Origin of the sequence: Nonomuraea sp. NPDC003709, assembly GCF_040610775.1 — a bacterium.
GTDB lineage: Bacteria > Actinomycetota > Actinomycetes > Streptosporangiales > Streptosporangiaceae > Nonomuraea > Nonomuraea angiospora_A.
Genome location: NZ_JBEXMW010000022.1, coordinates 138546 through 161087 on the forward strand (window position 1 = coordinate 138546; position 22542 = coordinate 161087).

The window sequence follows — 22542 nt, forward strand, 5'->3', positions numbered from 1 at the left end:
AAAAGCAAGATGGGACGCAAGTACGGCATCGCCGGGGTGTTCGTTTCGGCGATGCTCGCGCTGGCCGCCTGTGGCGGTGGCGGCGGTGGCAACACTGGTGGCAACCCGCTCGACACCTCGAGCGCGGCCCCCAGCGGTTCGGCTTCGAGCGGGGGCGGGGGCAAGGCCGTCATCGGATCCTTCGACTTCGACGAGAGCGTGCTGCTCGGGTCGATCTACGCCCAGGCGCTGCAGGCCAAGGGCGTGCAGGTCGAGGAGAAGCCGCGCATCGGCAGCCGCGAGGTCGTGATCGACCAGGTCAAGAGCGGTGGCCTGACCATCGTGCCCGAGTACAACGGCAACCTGCTGGCCTTCGTCGACCTCAAGAACACGGCCGCGACCACCGACGAGGTCAACGCCGCGCTGAAGGAGAAGCTCCCCGCCGAGCTGGAGGTGCTCGACTCCTCCCCGGCCGAGGACAAGGACAGCCTGTCCATCTCCAAGGACACCCAGACCAAGCAGTCGCTGAACACCATGGAGGACCTGGCCAAGGTCTCCAAGGACTTCGTCGTCGGCGGCCCGCCCGAGTTCAAGAAGCGGTGGGAGGCGCGGTTCAAGGAGGTCTACGGGATCGAGTTCAAGCAGTGGAAGCCCACGGGCCCGACCACCGCTGACGCGATCAAGGACGGCACGATCCAGGTCGGCAACGTGTTCACCACCGACCCCAAGATGACGGCCAACAACCTGGTGCCGCTGCAGGACCCCAAGAACATCTTCCCCGCCCAGAACGTGACGCCGCTCCTCAACAAGGCGGCCGCGAACGACACGATCAAGACCACGCTGAACGCCGTCTCGGCGAAGCTCACCACGCAGTCCCTCCTGGACATGATGCAGAAGATCTCCGTCAACAAGGACGAGCCCGGCACCGTGGCCAAGGAATGGCTGACCTCCAACGGTCTCGGCTGACGCCGTTTTCCGGTGCGGGTCCCCGCCGTCCGGGGGCCCGCACCGCTAGGTTCGTGCCGTGAGCGAGTTCACGGAGGCGATGGCGCAGCTCGCGGCCGGGGTGGCCGTGGTGACCGTACGCGATGGGCGCGACGACCTCGGCACCACGGTGTCGGCGCTGATGTCCGTCTCGCTGGAGCCCCCGCTCCTCCTGGTGAGCCTGGCCAGCGGCGGCTACCTCAACGAGGTCCTGCTCCGGCAGGACCGCTGGGCGGCCTCGCTCCTGTCGTCCGGCCAGGCGGCCATCGCCAGCCGCTTCGCCACCCCCGGCCGGCCCAGCGCCCGGCTGCTGCTGGCGGGCACGCCGCATCACCGGGGAACGCACTCGGACGCGCTGGTGGTGGAGGGCGGGGTGGCCGCCCTGGAGGCCGAGACCACCAAAGTGGTCCCGGCCGGGGATCACACCCTCTTCATCGCCACCGTCCTCGCGGTCCCCTACGTCGAGGCCGCTCTCCAGCCTCTGGTACGGCTCCGCTCCCGCTACCGCCCGATCGGGTCGTGAGCCCTCAGCGGATCACGTACCACGTGGGGAGGAGCAGCGGGCCCGCGGCGGGGAGGCCGAGCTCGGCGGACAGGCGGGCGAGGGGGCCCCACGCGTCCAGGCGCAGGCGGGCCAGGGCGGCGGACTTGTCCTCGCTCGAGTCCGGCCCGCGCAGCCGCTCCAGCGGGTTGAGCCGGGGGTAGGCGCGTACGGGGGCATCGTCGGGGAGGCCGGCCCGCTTCCTGGCCAGGACCAGCGCGTCCTCCAGGCCGCCCAGCTCGTCCACGAGCCCGCTGGCGTGCGCGTCGGCGCCGGTCCAGACGCGGCCGCGGGCCAGCTCGTGCGCGCGTTCCCGGGTCAGGTCGCGGCTCGCGGCGACCTTGCCCACGAAGTCATCGTAAATACGGTCGAGCCAGGCGTTCACGCGGTCCCATTGCTCGGGGGAGAAACCGCGAGATGTAGAGAACATTCCCGCGTTGGCCCCGGACGCCACCATTTCCGAATTTATGCCGATTTTTTCGAGCATTTCTGCCACAACGGGCTTGCCGCCGTACACGCCGATCGAGCCCGTCAGCGTGCCGGGCTGGGCCACGATCACGTCGGCCGCCATCGCCACGAAGTAGCCGCCGGACGCCGCCAGGTCGCCCATCGAGACGATCACCGGCTTGACCTTGCGCGTGAGGGTCACCTCGCGCCAGACCGTGTCGGAGGCCACGTACGAGCCGCCGGGGCTGTCCACCCGGAACACGACCGCCTTGACGTGCTCGTCCCGCCGGGCCGCCCGGAAGGCGGCGCTGATCGTGTCGGAGCCCATCGCCCCGCCCCCGCCGAGCGGGCTGCGCCCGCTGCGGCCGGTCCTGATCATGCCCGTGCCGTGGATGAGCGCGATCCCGTCCGCCGTCGGGTGCGGCAGCTTCCGCACGGCCGCGCCCCTGGCGTACCTGGACACGTACAGCAGGTGCGAGTCGTCGCCCGCCGCCTGCTTGACCTGCTCGTACACCTCGTCCCGGTACGCCAGCCCGTCGACCAGCCCGGCCTCCAGCGCCTCGGAGGCGGTGAACGGGCCGCGGTCGATCAGCTCCCGCACCTTGCCCGCGTCGAGCCGGCGCCCGTCGGCGATGCCCGCGCTGAGGCTCTCGGTGACCGACTCGACGATGCGGCCCATGGACTCGCGGTGCGGCTCGGTCATGTGGTCCTGGGTGAAGGTGTTGACGGCGGTCTTGTACTCGTGCCGCTGCCCGGCCTCGTACCCGACACCCAGCTTCGTCAGGGCCCCCTTGACGAAGCGCTGCTCCAGCGCCACCCCGGTCAGCCCGACGTCGCCACTCGGCTGCAGGTAGACGCGCTCGAACGCGGTGGCCAGGTAGTACGGCACCGTACCGCCGCCGAACTCCCCGAACGTCTCCGAGAACGCGACGGTCAGCTTGCCCGACGCCCTGAACTGGATCACCGCCTGGCGCAGCTCCTGCACCATGGCCAGGCCCAGCGGGTTGCCCCCGATCCTCACCACCAGCGCCTTGACCCTGGAGTCCTGCCTGGCGCGCCTGAGCCCGGAAAGGACGTCGGACAGGCGCGTCTTACGCATGGACAGCACCGCGGCGAGCGGGTCCGCCGGCGGGCCCTCGGTGAGGCCCTCTGTGAGATCGAGCTCCAGCACCAGCGGGGCCGTGCGCCGCTGACGAAGCTTGTCGACGGTTTCGAAGATCGCCTTTCCTGCCTCCATGAAGCCACCCTAAGCGACACAATACGAAATGCGTTTAGGGATCTATGGCTCATAAAGGCGTCCGCCTGGTCGGCCTCAAGGAGCTTTACGCGTGATCGGAGCCGACGTGCTGGGGCTGACCAGGCCGGTCTCGTAGGCGAGGACGACGGCCTGGACGCGGTCGCGGAGCTCCAGCTTTGACAGGATGCGCGCGACATGCGTCTTGACCGTCGTCGGGCTCAGCACCAGGCGGTCGGCGACCTCGGCGTTGCTCATGCCGGTCGCGAGCAGGCGCAGGACCTCCAGCTCGCGCGGGGTCAGCTGAGACAGGTCGCCGTGCACGACGCGGCGAGCGGGCTCGTCGTGGCGGGCGAAGCGCTCGATCAGGCGGCGGGTGATCGCGGGCGCGAGCAGCGCGTCCCCCGTGCGCACCAGGCGCACCGCAGCCACCAGGTGTTCGGGGGAGACGTCCTTGAGCAGGAAGCCGCTGGCCCCGGCGGTGAGCGCCGCGTAGACGTAGTGGTCGAGGTCGTACGTGGTCAGGATGAGGACGCGGGTCCCGTCCGCGCCGCCGGACAGGATCTGCCGGGTGGCCTCGATGCCGTCCAGGCGCGGCATCCGTACGTCCATGAGCACGAGATCGGGCCGGGTCCGCCGGACGGCGGAGACCGCCTCGACCCCGTCGGCGGCCTCGGCGACCACCTCGATCCCGTCGGCGGCCAGGATCATCCCGAACCCGCTGCGTACAAGCGCCTGGTCGTCGGCGATGACCACGCGGGGCGCCTCGTTCATGCCGTCCACCGCAGGCGCGCCCTCGTCACGAAGCCTCCGCCGCTCCGCGGCCCCGCCTCCAGGGTCCCGTCGTAGAGCGCCAGCCGTTCACGCAGCCCGATCAGCCCCCGGCCCTGGCCGTCCCCCGCGCGGGCAGCGGGAATGCCGCCACGGTCGGCGACCTCGATGTCCAGCCAGTCGCCGGTGTGACTGATCGCCACCGACACGGCGGCGCCGCCCGCGTGCTTGATCGTGTTGGTGAGCGCCTCCTGGACGACGCGGTAGACGGCCAGGCCCACCCCGGGCGGCACCGGACCCTCCGGCGTACCGATCTCGGCGCTGACCGGGACCCCGGCCGCGCGCACGCGTTCGATGAGCGAGTCGAGCTGGTCGAGCCCGGGCTGCGGTTCGAGAAGGTCGGACCCGCTGCCGGAGGCGGCCAGCAGGCCCATGACGTGGCGGAGCTCGGCCATGGCGGCCCTGCCGCTGGTCTCCACCGCGAGCATGGCCTGCTTGGCCCGCTCCGGCGTCGTGTCCATCACCTTGCGCGCCGCCCCCGCCTGGATCACCATCACGTTCACATTGTGGGTGACGACGTCGTGCAGCTCGCCGGCGATGCGCGAGCGCTCCGCCTGTACGGCCCGGCGGAGCTTCTCGTCCCGCTCGGCGAGCTGCTGCCGCCAGAACCGGACGAAGCTCGCCATGACCCCCGCGCCGAGCAGCACCACGAACGGCCCGAGCCAGCTCGGCAACCCCGCCACGGCATCCTTGAAGGCCATCCCCGCCAGTACGGTGGCCAGCACCAGACCGCCCAGCGCCACCAGCCGGTTGCGGCTGTAGGCGACCGCTCCGTAGGCGGCGATGGCGCAGGTCGCCACGGTGACCCAGGTCGCCTCGTCATCGGTGGCCAGGGCGGCGAGCAGCACGATCCAGAAGGCGGTCAACGGATACAGCCGCCGTACGGCCAGCGGCAACGCCGTCAGCGCCACCGCGAAGAGCAGACCGGGATCGACCGCGTCACTGTGGGTGGGCAGGACGAGCCGGGGCGGGGGAGGCAGCCGCAGGGGGTCGACGCTGTGGACGGCGTCCACGGCGGGTCCCGTCGCCACCACCGCCAGCACGGTCAAGGCGACCGCGAGGAGGACGTCGAACACGAGCGCGCGACGCGAGGGATTGTGCTCCGCGCGGAGCAGGTCCCGCCATCGCCTTCTGATCAGTGACACTCACACATTGTCCTGTTCGTGGCGTATGGGGGACATCGGCGGAGCGGAGTACATCTCGAGGACGACCCCGCCGCCGATGTCGTCGTCACGGCCGACGCGGCCGGAGATCGCCCGGCCCTAGCGTCGAGCCCCATGAGTCACCGAATCGGGCGGCTTGCCCTCGCCGTACTCCTCGCCCTGCCGGCCGCCGCCTCCTGGGCGGCCACGTCGGAGGCCGCCGTCAGGAACCGAACCACCGAGCCGGCACCCGCTCTGCGCATCCCCAAGCCGACAGGCAAGCTGCCGGTCGGCATGACCTCCCTCCACCTCAAGGACACCTCCCGCCCCGATCCCTGGGTGCCCAGCGTGAAGGCGCGGGAGCTCATGGTCTCGCTCTGGTATCCGGCGGCGAAGGCCGGCGGGGTGCCGGCGCCGTACATGACGGTCAAGGAGTCCGAGCTCACGTTGAAGGAGGCGGGCGCTTCCGGCGTACCGGGCGATCTGCTCAGCAAGACGCGGATCGACGCCGCCAAGGACGCCAGGCCGGCCAAGCGACGGCTGCCCCTCGTGGTCCTCTCCCCGGGCTTCACCAAGCCCCGCTACTCGCTCACCGGCCTGGCGGAGGACCTGGCCAGCCGGGGCTACGCGGTGGCCGTCATCGGGCACACGTACGAGAACGTCGCCACGAGCTTCCCCGACGGGAGGGTCGCCGAGTGCGTCGCGTGCGAGGTCGAACCGAAGAATCCGGCGTTTTTTGCCAAGGTCGGGCAGATCCGGGCGGCCGATGTCACCTTCGTCCTGGACTCGGTGCTCGCCAGGTATCCCAAGCTGATCGACCGATCCAGGATCGCCATGGGCGGCCACTCCGTGGGCGGCGCGAGCTCCGTGGCCGCCCTGCTGAAGGACTCCCGGTTGCGTGCCGGCATGAACATCGACGGCACCGCCGTCGTCCCGGTCCCCAGCAGCGGGCTGGCCAAGCCGTACCTGCTCCTCGGCTCCGAGGCGAAGCACAGCCCGGGCAAGGACCCCACCTGGGACCAGTCCTGGCCGAACCTCACCGGCTGGAAGCGCTGGTTCGTGGTGACGGGTACCGAGCACGCCTCCTTCACCGACATCTCCGTGCTTTCCGAGCAGCTCGGCATCGACGACGGCGCCGACCTGCCCGCCACGCGATCCCTGGAGATCACGCGCGGGATCGTCGCGGCCTTCTACGACCTCCACCTGCGGGGCAAGCCACAGCCGATCCTGAACGACCCGGCGTCGCGCTACCCGGAGGTCAAGCCGGCGGGCTAGGACCTGTCCTGCTGTGGTCGCATCAGGTCGAGGTCCTCGCCCCACGCGTCCAGCACCGCGCCGTGCCCGGCACGCCGGGCCGCCGCCTCGACCTGGGCGAAGAGGCGCCGTTGCAGGGGTACGTCGCCCGTTCCCGAGATGCGACGGGCGGCGTCCAGCAGCATGCCGGTGTCCCAGCCCGGCAGCGGGTGCCGGGCGAGCTCCCATTCCAGATATTTGTTGTACGGGCGGGGGCGACGGTCGAGAGCGAACAGCAGCTCCAGCAGGAACCGGATGCTGTCGGCCGCATCGAGGCGGGCGGCGAGCGGATGCCCGTCACGGTCGTTCTTGACGGAGCGGTAGAGGGAGTTGGCGTAGGCGTCGAGCCATTCACCGGAGTCCCGGAACGCCTCGTCGGCGTCGAGCCGTGCCTTGGCGGCCAGGATCCGGCCGATGCCTCCGTCGAGCCGGTCGAGCACGACCCTGGCGCGGGCGAGCGCGTATCGCTCGAAGCCGGGCATTCCAGCCGTACGGAACTCGGCCAGGGTGATGATGACGAGGTCGAGTTCGGGGGTGCGGTGACCGGCGAACCGGGTGAGATCCGTCGCCGCGCCGTCGGCGAGGATGACGTACAGGTCATGGTCGGAGTGCTCGGTGACCATGCCGTCGTGGGCGCGGGAGCCCTTGAGGACCAGCCCGACCACGGCGGGGTCGGCGGTGGCGAGCTCGACGAACGAGCGGTAGGTGAGAGATTGCCGGGCGGGCATGGTGATCTCCGGTGGGATCGTGACGGGGGAAGCCTGCCGGGGCGGCCCCGCCTGCCGGGGTCGCCCGCACCGTCCGCGGCGGTACGTGGCCGCCGCCCGGAAGATCAACGCACCCCTGGACTGTATCGGCCGGACCTGCCCGAGAGGTACCGGCGCGACCGAGGAGGGGTCGCGGGCTCTACGCTCGCCGACATGAGCCCCTATGCGAAGACCATCCAGGTAGAAGTAGACGTCGAGGACTGCAGCACTGTCTTCCTGATGAACGGGGACTGGGACGGGGACGACGCGGGCGACGTGGAGCGGTCCGTCGCGCTCGTCACGGTACGGAAGGCCATGGCCGAACTGGCGATCTCTTACCAGCACGGCGACGGCATCCCCCTCACGGTGACCGTCGCCGACCACGATCCGGGCGCCGACCTCGACGGGTACGAGGAGATCGTGGAGATCGACTTCATGTCGACGACCGGCGAGCTCTTCCTGATCGGATGGTGCATGGACTGGGACGACGCGGCGATGCGCCGCCTTCCCCCGCTGCCCGCCGGGCCGGGCACGCACCGGCTGCGCTACCACGTCTGGAGCACGCTCACGGAACGGCCGGATTTCGACGGCGACCACCACTACCTGCAGATCTGGCCCGCACAGCCGTCCCCGCCCGTCGTCCTCAAGCAGGGCGAAGGGATCGCTCACTGGGACGGCATCGTCACCTGAGGCAGCGCCTTACCGGCCGCCGGCCTTCCGGAGCGCGTCGCCGGGCGCTTCGGTGCTGGTCACACCTACGATCAGCGCGCCGTCCTCGAAGACGAATCTCGGCACGGTGGTGACGCCCTCCCGCCGCGCCGCGGCCGCCTGCTCACGTACCTCGGCGCTCCCCTCCTCGGAGGCGAGAAAGTCCCGCACCCGGCCGCCGTCCAGGCCGACCCGTTCGGCCGGCTCGGTGAGTTGAGTGTGGTCGGCGATGTTCACGCCGTCGCGGAAGTACGCGTCGAAGAGGGCGGTCGCCAGCGCGGCCTGCACCTCGGCACCGTGCTTGTGCAGGGCGAGCCACAGCAGCCGGTGCGCGGTCAAGGTGTTGACCGCCACCGCACGGTCGAATCGGTACTCGATTCCTTCGCCGGCGCCGAGCCGGGTCATCTCCGCGACCATCGCCTCGGCTTGTTCGCGACCGAACATCTCGACCACCGCGTCCATCAGCGGCCGGGGCTCCTCGGGCGCGTCGGGAAGGAGCTGGATCGGACGATGAACGAGTTCGACATCCGCTTCCGTGCCGGCCGCGGCCACCGCGCGGTGGAACTGGTGCGTGCCGAGGCGGCACCACGGGCACGCGATATCGGCGTATATCTCTACTTTCATCATGATCCTTTCTCGTCTGGAAATAGCTGGTGTGTCGGCGGAACAGAGCGCGTGGATCAGGTCGTCCCGGGCCGGGGATCGGCGTTCGCGGTGGGGTCCCGCAGCACTTGGAGGGCACGGGACCATGCGAGGACCTCATCCAGCATGGTGATCAGGGCTGTTTCCTGGCGCTCGCCGGGGGCGCAGACGCCGGCTTCGGAGTCGGTGAAGTCGAAGTCGAAGTACGGGTTGATCGCGACCTGGGCGTGTACGTCGGCGATTTTGATCTCGCCCATGGTCTGCCGTAGTTGTTCGGCGGGGCGGGTGCTGCCCAGAATGATCGCGATCTGGATCATGGGCCTCCTCCAAGGTGCTCATGCCTGCTAGCGTCCCGGCGCTGGGTGTGTCCGGACCAGGCTGCGGTTTTCCTAGCCCTGGCAGGGCCAGGCTTGCCGTGAATACAATCGCGGTTGATGAGGGAGACAGAGCTGGGCGCGTTTCTACGCGCACACCGGGAGGCGGTCCCGCCGGCCGCGGTCGGGCTCCCGAACGGGAACCGGCGCCGCACCCCCGGGCTGCGCCGAGCCGAGCTGGCCACGCTCGCCGGCGTCAGCGTCGATTACCTCACCCGGCTGGAGCAGGGGCGCGACCGCAGCCCGTCCGCCCAGGTGCTCTCCGCGCTCGCGGAGACGTTGGGTCTGTCCCGTGACGAGCGGATCCACCTGCACCGGCTGGCGAAGACCACCGGTGGCGGCACGTGCGACGGGGCCGCCATGACGCGGGCCCGGACGGTCCGCCCGACCGTGCAGGCGTTGCTGGACCGGCTCGAGCCCGCGCCGGCGCTGGTTGCCAACCGGCCCGGCGACCTGCTCGCGTGGACGGCCGGGTTCGCGCAGCTCGCCGGCCCGAGCGGGCTGCTGGAGGCCGAGCCGCCGAACCTGGTCCGGTACGTCTTCACCGACCCGCGCGCGCACGACGCCCACCCCGACTGGGACACGATCGCCGACGAGCGGGTCGCCGCGCTGCGGGCCGCGTCCGCGCTCGGCGACCCGCACGCGGCGCTGCTCGCCGAGGAGCTGACCATCACCGCCGGCGACCGCTTCCGCGACCGGTTCGAGGGCTCGGCCGCACTGCCCACGCGCACCGGCGTCGAGCGGTGGGCGCACCCGGAGGTGGGGGAGCTACGGCTGGCGTACGAGAGCCTGGAGCTGCCCGACCCCGACGAGCAGCGGCTGGTCGTCTACCTCGCCTCCGACGAGACCACCGCCGCCGCGCTCGACCGCCTCACCGACCATCACCCCGCCGCCTCCTAGCGGGCCGTGAGTAGTTGCTTCGGCTTCAGAGCGGACCCGCCGTTCTGGTGCGGCCGCCCGGTGTCGGTCCGTGTCGCTACGGTGCTGCCGTGGCTGACATTCACGAACTCATGGTCGCGATGGACCTGCGCGGCGACTTGTCCGAGACCGAACTCGCCGAGTTGCGCTGGCACGTGGGTCTCGGCTCACGGCCTGAGCACATCACCGAGAAGACGATCATCGTCAACGAGGTCCTCGATCTGCTGGACGACGAGCTGGAGCCGGTGCAGGATGAGAACGGCGACTGGGTGATCAAGGAGTTTCCGCAACCGGTGTGGAGCGATGGTTCGCCGTACGCGGCCTCGAAGATGTCGGGCGCCGGCTGCTCGATCCTGGTGCGCGGGGATGATCACGGCGACGAACGCTGGGCGCTGACCTGCCGCTGGGAGATCCACCCCGACGGGCATGCCGAGGTGGCCGGGCTGATGGACTGGTTGGCCGCCCGGCTCCACAAGAACGAGTCCTTTTTCGGGTATCAGCGCTGGTACGAGGATGATGAGCCGGAGCTGCTGAGCGTCCGCGACGGGAAGGTCGTGACGCGTCGCGATGGCGCGTTCGTGCCGCCGTTCTGGGCCGAACCTGACGAGGAGTGAGAGACCGATCGCCGTTCGGCAGGCCTTTCATCCACCAAGATGCCATCCACCGCCTGCGACAGCGCCCCATGACGGCCCGGAGCTCACATGGCCGGGCGACAAATAGTGGTATGCCCGTCGCCTTCTCGCCTCCACGTGCACGACAGCTAGCCTGTTCGGCAGGGCTTTGGCGGGTGCGGGGCCCCGGCGAGTGAGGGAGACGATGTCGGCGACGCGACTGCTGGTCCTTGGCGTGGTGCGGCTGCACGGTCAGGCACACGGCTATCTGGTGGGCTCCGAACTGGAGTCGTGGGAGGCCGGGCAATGGGCAGGGCTCAGGTCGGGCTCGATCTACCACGCGCTGCGTCAGCTGGCCAAGGAAGGTCTTCTGGACACCAGCGAGGTGCACGAATGGCCGGGCCGCGTCGATTACGCCATCAATGAGAAGGGCGAGGCGGAGTTCCTCGGGCTGCTCAGAAGCGCCCTCAGGGTTCCCGATCGGCGTCCGGAGCTGCTCAACGCGGCCCTTGTGCTGCTACCCGCGCTGCCCGAGGAGGAAGTGATCGCGCTGCTCAAGGAGCGGGTGCACGCTCTGGAGGGCGAGCGGGAGCAGATCGTGGCCACGGCCCAGGAGGGAAAGCGCCCAAGGAACGTGAGAGAGCTGTTCACCCTGCGCGCGGCGCAGGCGGCGGGTGAGGCGGCGTGGATCCGTGACTTGATCGGGCGGCTGGAACGCGGTGAGGAGCCGGCCTGATCGGCCGGAGACCGGTTTGACGGCAGGAGGGTGGATGAGCCATAGTTCGATACCCAAATTTGGTTAACCAAATTTGGGTACCTCGAAGGAGTTTCATGCGCATCACGACAGCGGCACTTCTGGCGCTCGTCTCGATCCCCGCAACCTCGATCCCGGCAGCGGCGAACGCCGCCTCCGCCTGCCGGACGGTCAGCGCCGAGGTGGCGATGACCTCCAGTGGCCCCGCCGACCAGCGCGTCGCCGGCACTCTGTGCCTGCCGCGCGGCCGTGCCGCCACCGTTCAGCTGCTCGTTCCCGGCGGCTTCTACGGCCAGGCCTACTGGCGGATGCGCGGCGACCGGCAGCGTCCCTCCTACGTGGAGACGATGACCGCCGCCGGGTACGCGACGCTGGCCATTGATCGTCTCGGCACCGGGGCGAGCTCCTACCCGCCGAGCGCCCGCTTCGGGCAGGACACCCACCAGATCGTCATCCGCCAGCTCATCCGGCAGCTGCGCGAGGGTCGTCTGGGCGGTGGCCGGTTCGCCAAGGTCGTTCTGGTCGGCCACTCGCTGGGCTCGACCCTCGCCCGCACGGTGGCCGCCGCACATCCGGCGGAGGTGGAGGGCGTCATCCTGACCGGCGAATCGAGCGTGCCGAACGAGGCCGCTTTCGAGCAGATGGGCGCCGGAATCTACCGTGCCGCCGACGACCCCCGCTTCGCCGGTCGCGGGCTCGACGACGGCTACCTCACCACCCGGCCCGGCCTGCGGGCCACCTGGTTCTACCACCGGCCCAACGCCGACCCCAAGGTCATCGCCGCCGACGAGGCCGCCAAGACGACGGACGTCTTCCCTCCCGGCGGCTCCTACACCCCGCCCTCGATCAACAAGCAGATCCAGGCCCCCGTACTGATCGTCAACGGCGAGCATGACAAGCTGCTGGCCGGAGCCCGCTCCTCCTCGGCCGCGCTGCACGCCCAGGAGGCCCCCTTCTACGGTCCCCGCGCCAAGCTGGAGACCGTCCTGGTCCCCGGCACCGGTCACGTGCTCAATGGCCACCGCACCGCGCCCCACTGGTTCGCCCAGGCGCGCGAGTGGGCCGACCGCCGCGTGGGCGGAGCGGCGCGATGAGCCAAGAGCCGATCGACAGCCCGACCGGGTGGGTGGCCAGGCACGTCAAGAGCTACGCCGAGTCCGGCGGCGCTCGCGGTCACCTCTTCCACGGCGCCCCCACGCTGCTGATCACGACGATCGGCCGCCGCTCAGGACTTCCCCGGCGCACCGCCCTCATCTACGGCCGCGACGGCGACCGCTACCTCGTGGTCGCCTCCAACGGCGGCGCCGCCGACCATCCGCTCTGGTTCCACAATCTGCTCGCTCAGCCGCAGGTCAAGGTGCAGGTCGGGGCCGAGGTGTTCGATGCGGTGGCCCGTCCGGCGGCCGAGGACGAGCGGCTCCGCCTGTGGGAGACGATGACCGGGATATGGCCGCGCTACATCGGCTACCAGCGAGAGACGTCACGGCAGATCCCGATCGTGATCATCGAGCGGGCGGCAATGCCAGACCTCGGCAGCGACGCTCCTGCGCATCTTGTTGACCGCACGCACGTTGGACATGACCTTGGCCAGTTTTGAGATCGCTTTCTATGGCCTATGACCTGGATGGCCTCGTTGGAGACAGCGTCCACAACGAGGCCGTGGTGGGACCGATCGTTGCCGGAGAGCCCGGAGAGCGAGAGCCGCTCCGCCTGCCGCCTCAGTACTGTGACTTCGCATGACCGACACCGAGATCGAGATCACCGCAGACCTGGTCCGCGACCTGCTGCAGGAGCAACATCCAGACCTTGCAGGGCTGGCCATCCGCGAGGTGGCGGGCGGCTGGGGCAACCAAATGTGGCGCCTCGGGGACGAGTTGGCCGTGCGCATGCAGCGCATGGACCCTACCCCGGAGCTCCAGCTCAAGGAGCGGCGGTGGCTACCTGTGCTGGCCCCGCGCCTGCCGCTCCCGGTGCCGACCCCGGTGCGGTTCGGCGAACCGTCCGAGCGCTTCCCCAAGCACTGGACCGTGATGACGTGGGTTCCCGGCGAGCCGCTGGACCACGGCTCGATCAGCCGCGGCGCCCACGCGGCCGACACGCTGGCGGGCTTCCTCAGGGCGCTCCATGTGGAGGCGCCCGCCGAGGCCCCGGCCAGTTCGGACTTCGGCGCTCATCCCAAGGGGTGCACGGGCGGCTTCGAGCAGTTCTTGCAGGCCATTGACTCCGACGCCGTCGGCGATGTCCGCGCCGTCCGGGCCGTCTGGGCCGATGCCGTCGCGGCCCCCGAGTGGGAGGGCCCGCCGGTGTGGGTGCACGGCGACCTCCATCCCGCGAATGTCGTCGTCTCGGACGGGACGCTCTCGGGCGTGATCGATTTCGGTGCCTTGTTCGCCGGCGATCCCGCGTGGGACCTCGGCGCCGCGTGGGTGCTGCTCCCCGCGGGCGCGGCCGCACGGTTCTTCGACGCGTACGGGCACGCGGACGAGGCAACGATCAGGCGCGCCCGCGGGCTGGCCGCTATGAAGAGCCTCTTCCTGATGCTCATGGGGCAGAACGGAGATCGGGGCCTTCCCGGCGGCAAGCCGAACTGGGGACCTGCAGGCCGGGCGGCACTTGATCGTGTTCTGAAGGGCGTTTGACGCACACTTCTTGGACTTGTTCTCGATCTTGGTTGAGGGCTGTGCGGCAGCCCACCTTCGTAAGGTTCATCGATCACCGCGCGTGGTGGGGATGCCAAGGTTCGGCGAAAGTCGTGGGGCGAGAAGTGGAGAAGCCGGCCCTCGCCGTCCGTCAGCCAGGGCGTTGAACAACAGCGGCATTGGTGCGTTCCAGACCTTTTCGCGAACGTCGTCGGCGGCCACCAGCGGGATCGCCCCGGTGGGGTTGCGCAAACGGCCGATGATGGCGCTGAGGGCATCGGCGAGTTCCGGGCTGACCAGTAAGAGCCGCTCGGTATGGGTCTTGGACGGGGCGATCTGAAGCAGAGGCACAACTGCGCCAGTGGACGGGAGTCGGTATCCGACGACGCTGTGGTACGTCAGCTCCAGGAGTTCCTCGTTGCGGACACGGGTCAGGCGCAAGACCTCGATGGCGGCGAAGGTCCAGAACGCTTCCGCTTCTTCGTAGGTCAGGTTTCGTCGCCGTTCACCGTTGGTCTCCTCGGCCCAGGTGAGGTGGCCTGCGGCGGTCGGAGCCAGGGACCTGCGCAGTGGCCCGCTGGTGCCGGGGATCACCGCTCCGGGCGCGGTGTTCTGTGCGGCCTGGAGCAACTTGGTGGCCGTGTGGCGACGGCGGTCGGCGGTGCTGATCAGCGCCGGGAGGACGGGCAGCCGTTCGCGGGTGCGTTGGTCCATCCGGGCCTTGCGATGCTTTCGGTCCTTGGTTTTGTGGATCTCATCGTCGCTGATCGGGCAAGGCACGGCCCATGGCCCCCAGCGGGCTGGTTCTTCGGCTGCCCACTGGGCGATATCGAGATAGAAAGGCACGGACGCGGATGAGCTCGTCTTTGGTGTTGAGCCGCGGGCTGGAGATCTCGACGAGTGGGTCCAGTGGTGGTGCGCTTTTGGTCTTCAGGTCTTCCTTCCAGGCGCGGGCCACTGCCGCCGGGAGCCGCACGAGCTGATTCCTGGCGACAGGGCTTCGATCCGTGCCCAGACCAGGCCAGCGAGGGTGCAGGAGATCGCGTCCAGGCCGGCAAAGTCCAGCTGGCCAAGGGCGAGCCCGAACGGCCCGCGGCCAAGGGGGGCCGAAAGGCGTCCGGTCCGGGGTGGGCGTCGGTCGGCCCACCGCTTCACCGGTCAACGGGTGGCTGACCGGCGAGCGGAGCGAGGTTTTCGGGGTGGGCTCCAGCAGGCCAGACCGGTAATCGGGTCACGGGTGGGCGATGGCGCCGCGAGGCGCCTGAAGGAGAAACGCCTGAGCCCCGAGCGCGAAGCGCCTCGCCGCGAAGAGCTTTGGCTCGGGGCGGGGTCCAGCAGGCTGACCACCCAGTAGGGCAACGGGGGCCGTCTAGTAGCGGGTGCGCAGGGCCGCGTACACGTCGATGCGGGGTGTTGTGACCTCGGCCTCCGCGCTCGTGTACGTGATCGGCTTGCCCGTGCGCTTCAAAGCGTCCACCATGCTGTCCACCCCGGAGCGCGGCCGCTTCTGGTGGAGGAGGGCCAGGGAGCCGGCCACGTGTGGCGCGGCCATGGAGGTGCCGTTCAGCGTCGCGTACGTGTTCCCCGCGATCGCACCCTTGATCGACACCCCGGGCGCGAACACGTCCAGGAGCGTCCCGCGGTTCGAGAAGGCGGCCACCGCGTCCTGCTTGTCCGTGGCGCCGACCGTGACCGTGTTGGAGACGCACGCGGGCCATGACACCGCGGACTCGAAGCCGTTGTTGCCGGAGGCGACCACCGTGGCGGTGCCCTTGGCGAGGAGCTTGTCGACCTCGGTCTTGAAGTCGGCCCCGTCGCCCGTGTCGCAGGCCTCGGTGTACTGGCCGCCGCCCAGGCTCAGGTTGACGGAGGCGATGTTGTACTGGTCCGCCAGCAGGTCCGCGTACGCCATGCCGGTCAGGACCGACGAGTCGTACGCCAGGATGCAGACGGGGCGGCCGGCGCAGTACGGGGAGTCGTCGAAGCGGCTGAACACCTGCACCGGCACGATCTTGGCCTTGGGGGCGACGCCGCTGGCCGGGAAGTCGGCGGTGGCCTGGCCGGCGGCGATGCCAGCGACGTGGGTGCCGTGGTAGCACAGGCCGTACTGCGGCTGCGGGGCGCCCGTCATGCAGGCGGCCGTCTCGGCGTTGGCGGCGCCGTCGCCGATCTGGAACTGGCTGCCGTTCGGGCACAGCGGCGTGGAGTTGTCGACCGGGTCGGTGGCCGAGAAGCAGGCCTGGGCGACGATGCGATTGCCGAAGGCGGGGTGGTCGTTGTCGATGCCGCTGTCGATGATCGCGACGGCCGTGCCCTTGCCGGTGAAGCCCTTGCGGTGTGCTTGGTCCGCGCCGATCAGCGGGATGCTCTCGGCGAGCGAGGGCTCGTTGAGCTTGTCCTTGCGGATCGAGACCACGTCGGACTGCTCGGCGATCTGCTCGAGCTCCGCACGGGTGCCCCGGTAGACGAAGAAGTCCAGCTTGCCGGCCACCTCGGAGGGCGGATCAGCGTAGACGTTCTTCTTGTCCCGCTTGACCTCCTCCGCGCTGGACTGGACGGACCGCACCTGTGCGGGCTGCTGCACGCGGACGATGGCGCGGTGCTCGCCGGTCGCGGTGATCGCTGGGTCGATCTTGGACTCGGGGTCGGCCAGGGCGGGTGTGGCGACCAGCGCGGCCGAGGTGGCGGCTAGTGCGATGGCGCCGGCCAGCAGAGACGAGAGTCTCAACTGTTCCTCCGGGGGTTGAGGGAGCGAGGGGGTTGAGGGGGTTGAGGAGTGTGGGGTGGGGGTGAGGAGGGGGACGGGAGTGAGGGGTGTTTGTCGTTAAGAGTAACGATTGGTGTAATCACGCAGCGAAAAGGGCCGGATCCCGCCGATCCGGCCCTTGTGGCCGGCCCCCCGCCGTCCGGCCCTCGCAGCCGGACCCCGCCGTCCGGCCTTCCCCGCGCCGATCAGGCGCGGGCGCCCGCGGTGGCGCGCTCGGCGTCGATCCGCGTGGTGGTCACTGAGGTGCCCGCCGCGTCGTAGCGGATGGGCGTGCCCGTCTCCTGCAGCCGCTGCAGGCTCTGCGCGACCGTGAAGGCCGGGTACGCCTGCTTCATCAGCGCGAACATCCCCGCCACGTGCGGCGCGGCCATCGAGGTCCCGCTCTTCTCCGCGTACGTGTTGTTCGGCACGGAGGAGTTGATGTTCACCCCCGGCGCGAACAGGTCGAGCAGCGGCCCCCGGTTGGTGAAGGAGGCCAGCGCGTCGGAGTCGTCGGTGGCGCCCACCGTGACGGCGGTGGAGATGCAGGCGGGGGTGGCGACGCCGTTCGGGAAGCCGTTGTTGCCCGCCGCGACCACGGGGGCCACGCCCAGGCCCACCAGCGTGTCGAACTCGGGCTTGACCGCGGCGGCGGACGCGTCCGTGTCACAGGCCTGGGCGTACGGGCCGCCCCCGCCGAGGCTCATGTTCACCGAGGCGATGTTGTGCGTCTTGGCCACCCGCGCGATGTACTCGAGCGCCAGCTTCTGGTCGGAGGTGTAGCTGAGGAAGCACGGTGCGGAAACGCCGCCGATCAGGCAGGTCATGGGGTTGTCCACGCGGCTGAAGACCTGGACCGGGAGGATGCCCGCCTCGGGGGCGACGCCGTTGGACGGCGCCCCCGTGGCCAGCCGGCCGGCCGCGATGCCGGCCACGTGTGTGCCGTGGGAGCAGGCGTTCGCACCCCTGATGACGCACTGGGCGGTCTCGGCGTCCGCCGCGCCGGGACCGGTCTGGCTGGGCTGGTTGTTCGGGCAGAGCGAGACGGCGCCGTCGCTGGCGTCGGAGGAGGAGAAGCACGCCTCGTCCACGATCCGGCCGGTGAAGAACGGGTGGTCCCGGTCGATCCCTGTGTCCAGGACGGCGACGGTGGCGCCCCGGCCGGTCCAGCCGGCCTGGTTCGCCCGGTTCGAGCGGATGACGGCGGTGCTGACGTCAAGGGTGGGCATGCGCAGCTCGTCCTTGTAGACGGACTGGACGCGGTTGTCCTTCTTGAGCTTGGCCAGCGTGGGGCCGTCCACCTCGGCCACGAAGAAGTGCGGTGACTGCGCGGACTCCAGGACCCGGCTGCCGTCCGACGCCTTCTCGATGTCGCGCGCGACGGCCTCGACGCTCTGCCCGGGCTTGAGCTGGATGATGGAGCGCACCCTGGACTTCGCCTCGACCTCCGCGGCCAGCGACGGGCTGATGATCGGATCGCCCGAGTCGGCGTGGAGCGCCGGGCCCGTACAGAGCCCGGCGACTGTTGCGGCCAGCGCCGCGGCGCCGGCCAACAGAGTTCGTAGCCTCACTTGTTCCTCCGAGAGCTCCTGGCTCGCTTACAGCCGCATACATCCCCACCTGCGACAACTGTGATGTCGGTGGTCTATGTAGCCCAGAGAAACGTTGGAGGCTTTTTTGCCTTCCTGCGGCCCTAGCCGCCTAGCACTGGCTATTTGACGGTTTTCGCCGCCTTCCGCAATGCCGCCGCGGTCGACTTGCCGTTCAGCCGCACCTTCTCGGCGGTGGTCAGCTTCTTGGTGTCGTTCGTGCCGTGCGCCCAGTTCAGCCAGGACGTGAGCAGCGCGCTGTCCAGCTTGGCCTTGCTTGCCTTGGTGCTCTTCAGCACCCGGTACGCCTTGCCGAGCGAGGACGCCTTCGTGACCTCGGGGAACACCTTGCTCGACTTGCCGATCAGCTTGAGGTAGCAGGTGAGCGTGGCGTCCGGGATCGTGCCGCTGCTGCGGTGGATCTCCACGGACCACTGCTTGGCCGACAGCTTGGTGGCGGTCGTGCCTCGCGTGCAGACCTGCGCGGTGGTCTTCGGGGTCGGCGTGATCGTCACCGTGACGGTGACCGTGGGCAGCGGCACCGGCGAGGTGGTGGGCGAGGGCTGGGGTGCGGGGTCGGCCGGGTCGTCGGGCTCGGGGCTGGGGCCGCTGCTGTCCGACGGATCGGGCTCGGGGTCCTCGGTCGGCACGCCCGGGGACTGCGTGATGGTCGGCTGCGGCGAGGCGCCGGCCAGGGCCGCCGCCAGGTCCAGGCGCGGCGTGCTGACCTGCTGGCCGTTGGCCTGGTACGAGTACGGCCTGCCGGTCGTCTTCAGCGTGTTGATCAGGTCGGCCATCGGCGTCTGCGGCGAGGCCTGCTTCATCAGCGCCAGCGCGCCGGCCACGTGCGGGGTCGCCATCGAGGTGCCGCTGAAGACGGCCGTCCGGTTGTCCGGCACGGACGACTCGATGTCCACGCCCGGCGCGAACAGGTCCACGATGGCCCCGCGGTTGGAGAAGTCCGCGATGACGTCGTTGTTGTCGTTCGCCCCGACGGCCACCGCCGAGGAGATGCAGGCCGGGTACGACGCCCCCTCGAAGAACTCGTTGCCCGCGGCGACCACGGTCGCGATGCCCTTGGCCAGCAGGGCGTCGATCTTCGGCTTGAAGATCAACCCTTCCTCGCTGGAGTCGCAGTCGGTCTCGGACAGCTCGCCGCCCAGGCTCAGGTTCACGGCGGCGACCGGCTCGGTCAGGCCCGCCACGTAGTCCATGGCCTGCCGCAACGACGACTCGAACGCCAGCAGGCACGACGGCTCGCCGCAGATGTCCTCGTCGTTGACCCGGCTGAAGACCTGCACCGCCACGATGTTCGCGCCCGGCGCGACGCCGCCGGTGCCGGCCGCGATGCCCGCGACGTGGCTGCCGTGTTCGCACAGGTTCGCGCCGTCGGCCAGGCACTTGGCCGTCGTGGCGTCCGCCGCGCCCGCCCCGGTCTGTGACGTCTGCCCGTTCGGGCAGAGCGACTCGACGCCGGCCTCCACGGCGGAGAAGCAGGCCTCGGCCACGATCCTGTTCCCGAACCACGGGTGGTCGCGGTCGATGCCGGTGTCCAGCACGGCCACCGCCTGCCCGGTGCCGGTGTAGTTCTTGGCGTGCGCCTGGTCGGCCCCGATCAGCTTGAGGTTGGGGCTCACGTCCACCGGCGCGTACGTCCTGTCCCGGTGGATGGACGTGACCCGCGGGTCGTCGGCCAGCTTGGCCAGCTCCTCCGCGGTCCCCTCCACGACCATGAACGACTGGTTCTGCGGCTGCATCACCACGTCCACGCTCTCGGCGACCGCCTGGCTCGCGACGGGCGCGTTCTGCGCCGGGTCGGTGAGCTCGACGATGGCCCGCACGGAGCCGCCGTCGACGCCTAACCCCTCCTCCACCTTGGCGGGGGGATCGCCGGGGGTGGAGGTTGTCTCTTCCACGACGCTCGGACTGGGAGTCGGATCCTCCGCGTAGGCCGGCGCCGATAACGGCAGCAGGGCCAACACGATCGAGCTCACGATCAGGGGGCGAAGTCGCACGCGTCCTCCGAGAGGGGGATGATCTCGGAGTTTAGGGTGATTTTCCGGACAGAGACAGGTCTCCGGCCCGGTTTCTCACCGAACTTTCAGCGGGCGCACCTCAAACGTTCAGCGTTTCCCCCTCGTGCGTGAGCCACACCGCGCCGAGCGGCGGCACCCTCAGCGTGGTCGAATGCGGCAGCCCGTGCCACGGCTCGTCGTCGGCCTCGACCACGCCCATGTTGCCCACGCCGCTGCCCCAGTAGTCGTAGGCGTCGGTGTTGACGATCTCCGACCACTGGCCGGAGTAGGGGAGGCCGAGCCGGTAGCTCTCGTGCGGCGCGCCGCTGAAGTTGATGACGCACGCCAGCGCGGACCCGTCGTCGGCGTAGCGGACGAACGAGAACGTGTTACCGGAGGCGTCGTCGGCGTCGATCCACCGGAACCCCTCGGGCTTGGAGTCCTGCTGCCACAGCGCCGGGGTCTCCTTGTAGATCCGGTTCAGGTCGCGGACCAGCCGCTGCACGCCCTGGTGCCCGTCGAACTCCAGCACCCACCAGTCGAGCCCGCGCTCCTCCGACCACTCCGAGCCCTGGCCGAACTCGCCGCCCATGAACAGCAGCTGCTTCCCCGGATGCGCCCACATGAACGCCAGCAGCGCCCGCAGCTGCGCGAACCGCTGCCACTCGTCCCCGGGCATCTTCCCGAGCAGCGACCCCTTGCCGTGCACGACCTCGTCGTGGGACAGCGGCAGCACGTAGTTCTCGGAGTACGCGTACAGCAGCGAGAACGTCAGCTGATGGTGGTGGTACTGGCGGAAGATCGGCTCGTGGCGCAGGTATTCGAGCGTGTCGTGCATCCACCCCATGTTCCACTTGAACCCGAACCCGAGCCCGCCCAGGTGCACCGGGCGCGAGACCCCCGGCCAGGCCGTCGACTCCTCGGCGACGGTCGAGATGCCGGGCGTCTCCCGGTAGACGACGGAGTTCATCTCCTTGAGGAACTCGACCGCGTCGAGGTTCTCCCTGCCGCCGTAGACGTTGGGCGTCCACTCGCCCTCGCGCCGCGAGTAGTCGAGGTAGAGCATCGACGCCACCGCGTCCACCCGCAGCCCGTCGATGTGGAACTCCTTGAGCCAGTAGAGCGCGTTGGCCACCAGGAAGTTGCGCACCTCCCTGCGGCCGAAGTCGAACACGTACGTGCCCCAGTCCGGGTGCTCGCCCCTGGCCGGGTCGGCGTGCTCGTAGAGGGGGGTGCCGTCGAAGCGCGCCAGCGCCCAGTCGTCCATCGGGAAGTGCGCAGGCACCCAGTCCAGCAGCACGCCGACGCCGCGCCGGTGCATCAGGTCCACGAAGTGGCGGAACTCGTCGGGCGTGCCGAACCTGGCCGTCGGCGCGTAATAGGACGTCACCTGGTAGCCCCACGACCCGCCGAACGGGTGCTCGGCCACCGGCAGCAGCTCCACGTGGGTGAACCCCATGTCGACCACGTACGCGGACAGCTGCTCGGCCAGCTCCATGTACGACAGGCCCGGCCGCCAGGACCCCAGGTGCACCTCGTAGATGCTCATCGGCCCGTCCTGCGGATGGCTCTCGGCCCGGTCCGCCACCCACTGGTCGTCCGCCCAGGCGTAGGCGGACCTGTCGACGACGGAGGCGGTCAGCGGCGGCACCTCGGTGCGCCTGGCCATCGGGTCGGCCTTGTCACGCCACACGCCGTCGGCGCCCAGGATCTGGAACTTGTACCGCTCGCCCGCGCCGACGTCCGGGACGAACAGCTCCCACACGCCGGAGCGGCCCAGCGACCGCATCGGGTAGGCGGTGCCGTCCCAGTGGTTGAAGTCGCCGACGACCCGGATGCCGCGCGCGTTGGGCGCCCAGACGGCGAACGCCGTGCCCTCGACGTCCTCGTGCTCCATCACGCGGGCGCCGAGCGCCTCCCACAGCCGCTCGTGCCGCCCCTCGCCGATGAGGTGCAGGTCCACTTCGCCGAGCGTGGGCCAGTGCCGGTAGGGGTCGCGGACCTCGTACGGGTCGTGGTCGGCGTACTTGACGCTCAGCGCGTAGCCGGGCACCTTGTCCAGGCCGGGGACGGTGACCTCGAACACCCCGTGGGCCTGGTGTTTCATGTCGTGGGCCGTGCCGTCCTCCAGCACCACCCGCACCCGCTCGGCCAGCGGGCGCAGCGTGCGGAAGACCACCCCGCCGGACACGGGATGCGCCCCCAGCACGGAGTGCGGATCGTGGTGTGCCCCACCCGCGAGGCGGTCGAGCTCTGTCCTCATCGGCATGCTCCCAACCTTGCCCTATGATGACCGTCCATCCCAGGCACTGCCCGCTTTCACCGAGACAATCACCGAAAGTGCGAAAT

General features: G+C 70.0%; 21 protein-coding genes. 10 read left to right on the forward strand and 11 right to left on the reverse strand.

Features of this window, described 5'->3' with window-relative positions:
• The first annotated feature begins 9 nt into the window (after window positions 1-9).
• Both ABZX61_RS48260 and ABZX61_RS48265 read left to right on the forward strand, forming a co-directional pair.
• The gene (locus tag ABZX61_RS48260) at window positions 10-945 is read left to right on the forward strand and encodes an ABC transporter substrate-binding protein (protein WP_355205312.1); all 936 of its coding nucleotides are present in this window, start codon (window positions 10-12) and stop codon (window positions 943-945) included.
• Between the two features lie 58 nt (window positions 946-1003).
• The gene (locus ABZX61_RS48265) at window positions 1004-1486 is read left to right on the forward strand and encodes a flavin reductase family protein (protein WP_355205315.1); all 483 of its coding nucleotides are present in this window, start codon (window positions 1004-1006) and stop codon (window positions 1484-1486) included.
• Between the two features lie 4 nt (window positions 1487-1490).
• Here the strand turns inward: ABZX61_RS48265 and sppA are convergent, their stop codons facing one another.
• The 3 genes from sppA to ABZX61_RS48280 form a co-directional block, all read right to left on the reverse strand.
• A complete protein-coding gene (gene sppA, locus ABZX61_RS48270; protein ID WP_350729452.1) occupies window positions 1491-3188 on the reverse strand; it encodes a signal peptide peptidase SppA in 1698 nt (565 codons plus the stop codon).
• Between the two features lie 75 nt (window positions 3189-3263).
• Window positions 3264-3959, reverse strand: coding sequence for a response regulator transcription factor (locus ABZX61_RS48275; RefSeq protein ID WP_355205318.1), 696 nt, complete (start codon window positions 3957-3959; stop codon window positions 3264-3266).
• On the reverse strand, window positions 3956-5161 hold the full coding sequence (locus ABZX61_RS48280; protein WP_355205321.1) for a histidine kinase: 1206 nt from the start codon (window positions 5159-5161) through the stop codon (window positions 3956-3958). The genes ABZX61_RS48275 and ABZX61_RS48280 overlap by 4 nt, the downstream gene beginning before the upstream one ends.
• Before the next feature lie 132 nt (window positions 5162-5293).
• On the opposite strand from ABZX61_RS48280, the gene ABZX61_RS48285 reads away from it, so the two are divergent.
• Window positions 5294-6433: an alpha/beta hydrolase gene (locus tag ABZX61_RS48285; RefSeq protein ID WP_355205324.1), complete on the forward strand. Its 1140-nt coding sequence runs from the start codon at window positions 5294-5296 to the stop codon at window positions 6431-6433.
• Here ABZX61_RS48285 and ABZX61_RS48290 read toward each other — a convergent pair.
• On the reverse strand, window positions 6430-7179 hold the full coding sequence (locus tag ABZX61_RS48290; protein WP_355205326.1) for a hypothetical protein: 750 nt from the start codon (window positions 7177-7179) through the stop codon (window positions 6430-6432). The genes ABZX61_RS48285 and ABZX61_RS48290 overlap by 4 nt on opposite strands.
• A gap of 192 nt (window positions 7180-7371) precedes the next feature.
• Here ABZX61_RS48290 and ABZX61_RS48295 point away from each other — a divergent pair, with 192 nt between their 5' ends.
• Window positions 7372-7887 (forward strand): hypothetical protein, encoded by a 516-nt coding sequence (locus tag ABZX61_RS48295; RefSeq protein WP_355205329.1) that lies wholly within the window; start codon window positions 7372-7374, stop codon window positions 7885-7887.
• A 9-nt stretch (window positions 7888-7896) separates the two neighbouring features.
• Here ABZX61_RS48295 and ABZX61_RS48300 read toward each other — a convergent pair whose 3' ends face one another.
• Both ABZX61_RS48300 and ABZX61_RS48305 read right to left on the reverse strand, forming a co-directional pair.
• A complete protein-coding gene (locus ABZX61_RS48300; protein WP_355205331.1) occupies window positions 7897-8532 on the reverse strand; it encodes a DsbA family oxidoreductase in 636 nt (211 codons plus the stop codon).
• Between the two features lie 53 nt (window positions 8533-8585).
• The gene (locus tag ABZX61_RS48305) at window positions 8586-8864 is read right to left on the reverse strand and encodes a hypothetical protein (RefSeq protein ID WP_355205333.1); all 279 of its coding nucleotides are present in this window, start codon (window positions 8862-8864) and stop codon (window positions 8586-8588) included.
• A 117-nt stretch (window positions 8865-8981) separates the two neighbouring features.
• Between ABZX61_RS48305 and ABZX61_RS48310 the strand changes: the two genes are divergently transcribed.
• From ABZX61_RS48310 to ABZX61_RS48335, 6 genes are all read left to right on the forward strand, one after another.
• Window positions 8982-9821, forward strand: coding sequence for a helix-turn-helix transcriptional regulator (locus tag ABZX61_RS48310; protein ID WP_355205336.1), 840 nt, complete (start codon window positions 8982-8984; stop codon window positions 9819-9821).
• Between the two features lie 119 nt (window positions 9822-9940).
• Window positions 9941-10453 carry a hypothetical protein gene (locus ABZX61_RS48315; RefSeq protein ID WP_355205339.1) on the forward strand — a complete coding sequence of 171 codons (513 nt, stop codon included), beginning with the start codon at window positions 9941-9943 and terminating at the stop codon, window positions 10451-10453.
• Window positions 10454-10655: 202 nt separating this feature from the next.
• Window positions 10656-11186 (forward strand): PadR family transcriptional regulator, encoded by a 531-nt coding sequence (locus tag ABZX61_RS48320; RefSeq protein ID WP_350729473.1) that lies wholly within the window; start codon window positions 10656-10658, stop codon window positions 11184-11186.
• A 95-nt stretch (window positions 11187-11281) separates the two neighbouring features.
• Window positions 11282-12298 carry an alpha/beta hydrolase gene (locus ABZX61_RS48325; protein WP_355205342.1) on the forward strand — a complete coding sequence of 339 codons (1017 nt, stop codon included), beginning with the start codon at window positions 11282-11284 and terminating at the stop codon, window positions 12296-12298.
• Window positions 12295-12801 (forward strand): nitroreductase family deazaflavin-dependent oxidoreductase, encoded by a 507-nt coding sequence (locus tag ABZX61_RS48330; protein ID WP_355205345.1) that lies wholly within the window; start codon window positions 12295-12297, stop codon window positions 12799-12801. The genes ABZX61_RS48325 and ABZX61_RS48330 overlap by 4 nt, the downstream gene beginning before the upstream one ends.
• A 139-nt stretch (window positions 12802-12940) precedes the next feature.
• Complete coding sequence (locus tag ABZX61_RS48335) at window positions 12941-13843, forward strand: aminoglycoside phosphotransferase family protein (protein ID WP_355205348.1); 903 nt, start codon at window positions 12941-12943, stop codon at window positions 13841-13843.
• Between the two features lie 66 nt (window positions 13844-13909).
• On the opposite strand, the gene ABZX61_RS48340 is transcribed toward ABZX61_RS48335, so the two are convergent.
• The 5 genes from ABZX61_RS48340 to glgB form a co-directional block, all read right to left on the reverse strand.
• Window positions 13910-14689: a hypothetical protein gene (locus ABZX61_RS48340; RefSeq protein WP_355205351.1), complete on the reverse strand. Its 780-nt coding sequence runs from the start codon at window positions 14687-14689 to the stop codon at window positions 13910-13912.
• A 523-nt stretch (window positions 14690-15212) separates the two neighbouring features.
• The gene (locus ABZX61_RS48345; protein ID WP_355205354.1) at window positions 15213-16571 is read right to left on the reverse strand and encodes a S8 family serine peptidase; all 1359 of its coding nucleotides are present in this window, start codon (window positions 16569-16571) and stop codon (window positions 15213-15215) included.
• A 224-nt stretch (window positions 16572-16795) separates the two neighbouring features.
• A complete protein-coding gene (locus tag ABZX61_RS48350) occupies window positions 16796-18160 on the reverse strand; it encodes a S8 family serine peptidase (RefSeq protein WP_355205356.1) in 1365 nt (454 codons plus the stop codon).
• Window positions 18161-18300: 140 nt separating this feature from the next.
• A complete protein-coding gene (locus tag ABZX61_RS48355) occupies window positions 18301-20193 on the reverse strand; it encodes a S8 family serine peptidase (protein ID WP_355205359.1) in 1893 nt (630 codons plus the stop codon).
• Between the two features lie 100 nt (window positions 20194-20293).
• Window positions 20294-22456: a 1,4-alpha-glucan branching protein GlgB gene (glgB, locus tag ABZX61_RS48360; protein WP_355205532.1), complete on the reverse strand. Its 2163-nt coding sequence runs from the start codon at window positions 22454-22456 to the stop codon at window positions 20294-20296.
• Between the last annotated feature and the right edge of the window lie 86 nt (window positions 22457-22542).

Excerpts from the sequence above, each read along its gene's own strand:
- ABZX61_RS48310 (WP_355205336.1), top strand. The coding sequence starts at position 8,982 with ATGAGGGAGACAGAGCTGGGCGCGTTTCTACGCGCACACCGGGAGGCG.
- ABZX61_RS48300 (WP_355205331.1), bottom strand. The coding sequence starts at position 8,532 with ATGATGAAAGTAGAGATATACGCCGATATCGCGTGCCCGTGGTGCCGC.
- ABZX61_RS48285 (WP_355205324.1), top strand. The coding sequence starts at position 5,294 with ATGAGTCACCGAATCGGGCGGCTTGCCCTCGCCGTACTCCTCGCCCTG.
- sppA (WP_350729452.1), bottom strand. The coding sequence starts at position 3,188 with ATGGAGGCAGGAAAGGCGATCTTCGAAACCGTCGACAAGCTTCGTCAG.
- ABZX61_RS48275 (WP_355205318.1), bottom strand. The coding sequence starts at position 3,959 with ATGAACGAGGCGCCCCGCGTGGTCATCGCCGACGACCAGGCGCTTGTA.
- glgB (WP_355205532.1), bottom strand. The coding sequence starts at position 22,456 with ATGAGGACAGAGCTCGACCGCCTCGCGGGTGGGGCACACCACGATCCG.
- ABZX61_RS48305 (WP_355205333.1), bottom strand. The coding sequence starts at position 8,864 with ATGATCCAGATCGCGATCATTCTGGGCAGCACCCGCCCCGCCGAACAA.
- ABZX61_RS48320 (WP_350729473.1), top strand. The coding sequence starts at position 10,656 with ATGTCGGCGACGCGACTGCTGGTCCTTGGCGTGGTGCGGCTGCACGGT.
- ABZX61_RS48315 (WP_355205339.1), top strand. The coding sequence starts at position 9,941 with ATGGACCTGCGCGGCGACTTGTCCGAGACCGAACTCGCCGAGTTGCGC.
- ABZX61_RS48325 (WP_355205342.1), top strand. The coding sequence starts at position 11,282 with ATGCGCATCACGACAGCGGCACTTCTGGCGCTCGTCTCGATCCCCGCA.
- ABZX61_RS48335 (WP_355205348.1), top strand. The coding sequence starts at position 12,941 with ATGACCGACACCGAGATCGAGATCACCGCAGACCTGGTCCGCGACCTG.
- ABZX61_RS48295 (WP_355205329.1), top strand. The coding sequence starts at position 7,372 with ATGAGCCCCTATGCGAAGACCATCCAGGTAGAAGTAGACGTCGAGGAC.
- ABZX61_RS48260 (WP_355205312.1), top strand. The coding sequence starts at position 10 with ATGGGACGCAAGTACGGCATCGCCGGGGTGTTCGTTTCGGCGATGCTC.
- ABZX61_RS48330 (WP_355205345.1), top strand. The coding sequence starts at position 12,295 with ATGAGCCAAGAGCCGATCGACAGCCCGACCGGGTGGGTGGCCAGGCAC.
- ABZX61_RS48290 (WP_355205326.1), bottom strand. The coding sequence starts at position 7,179 with ATGCCCGCCCGGCAATCTCTCACCTACCGCTCGTTCGTCGAGCTCGCC.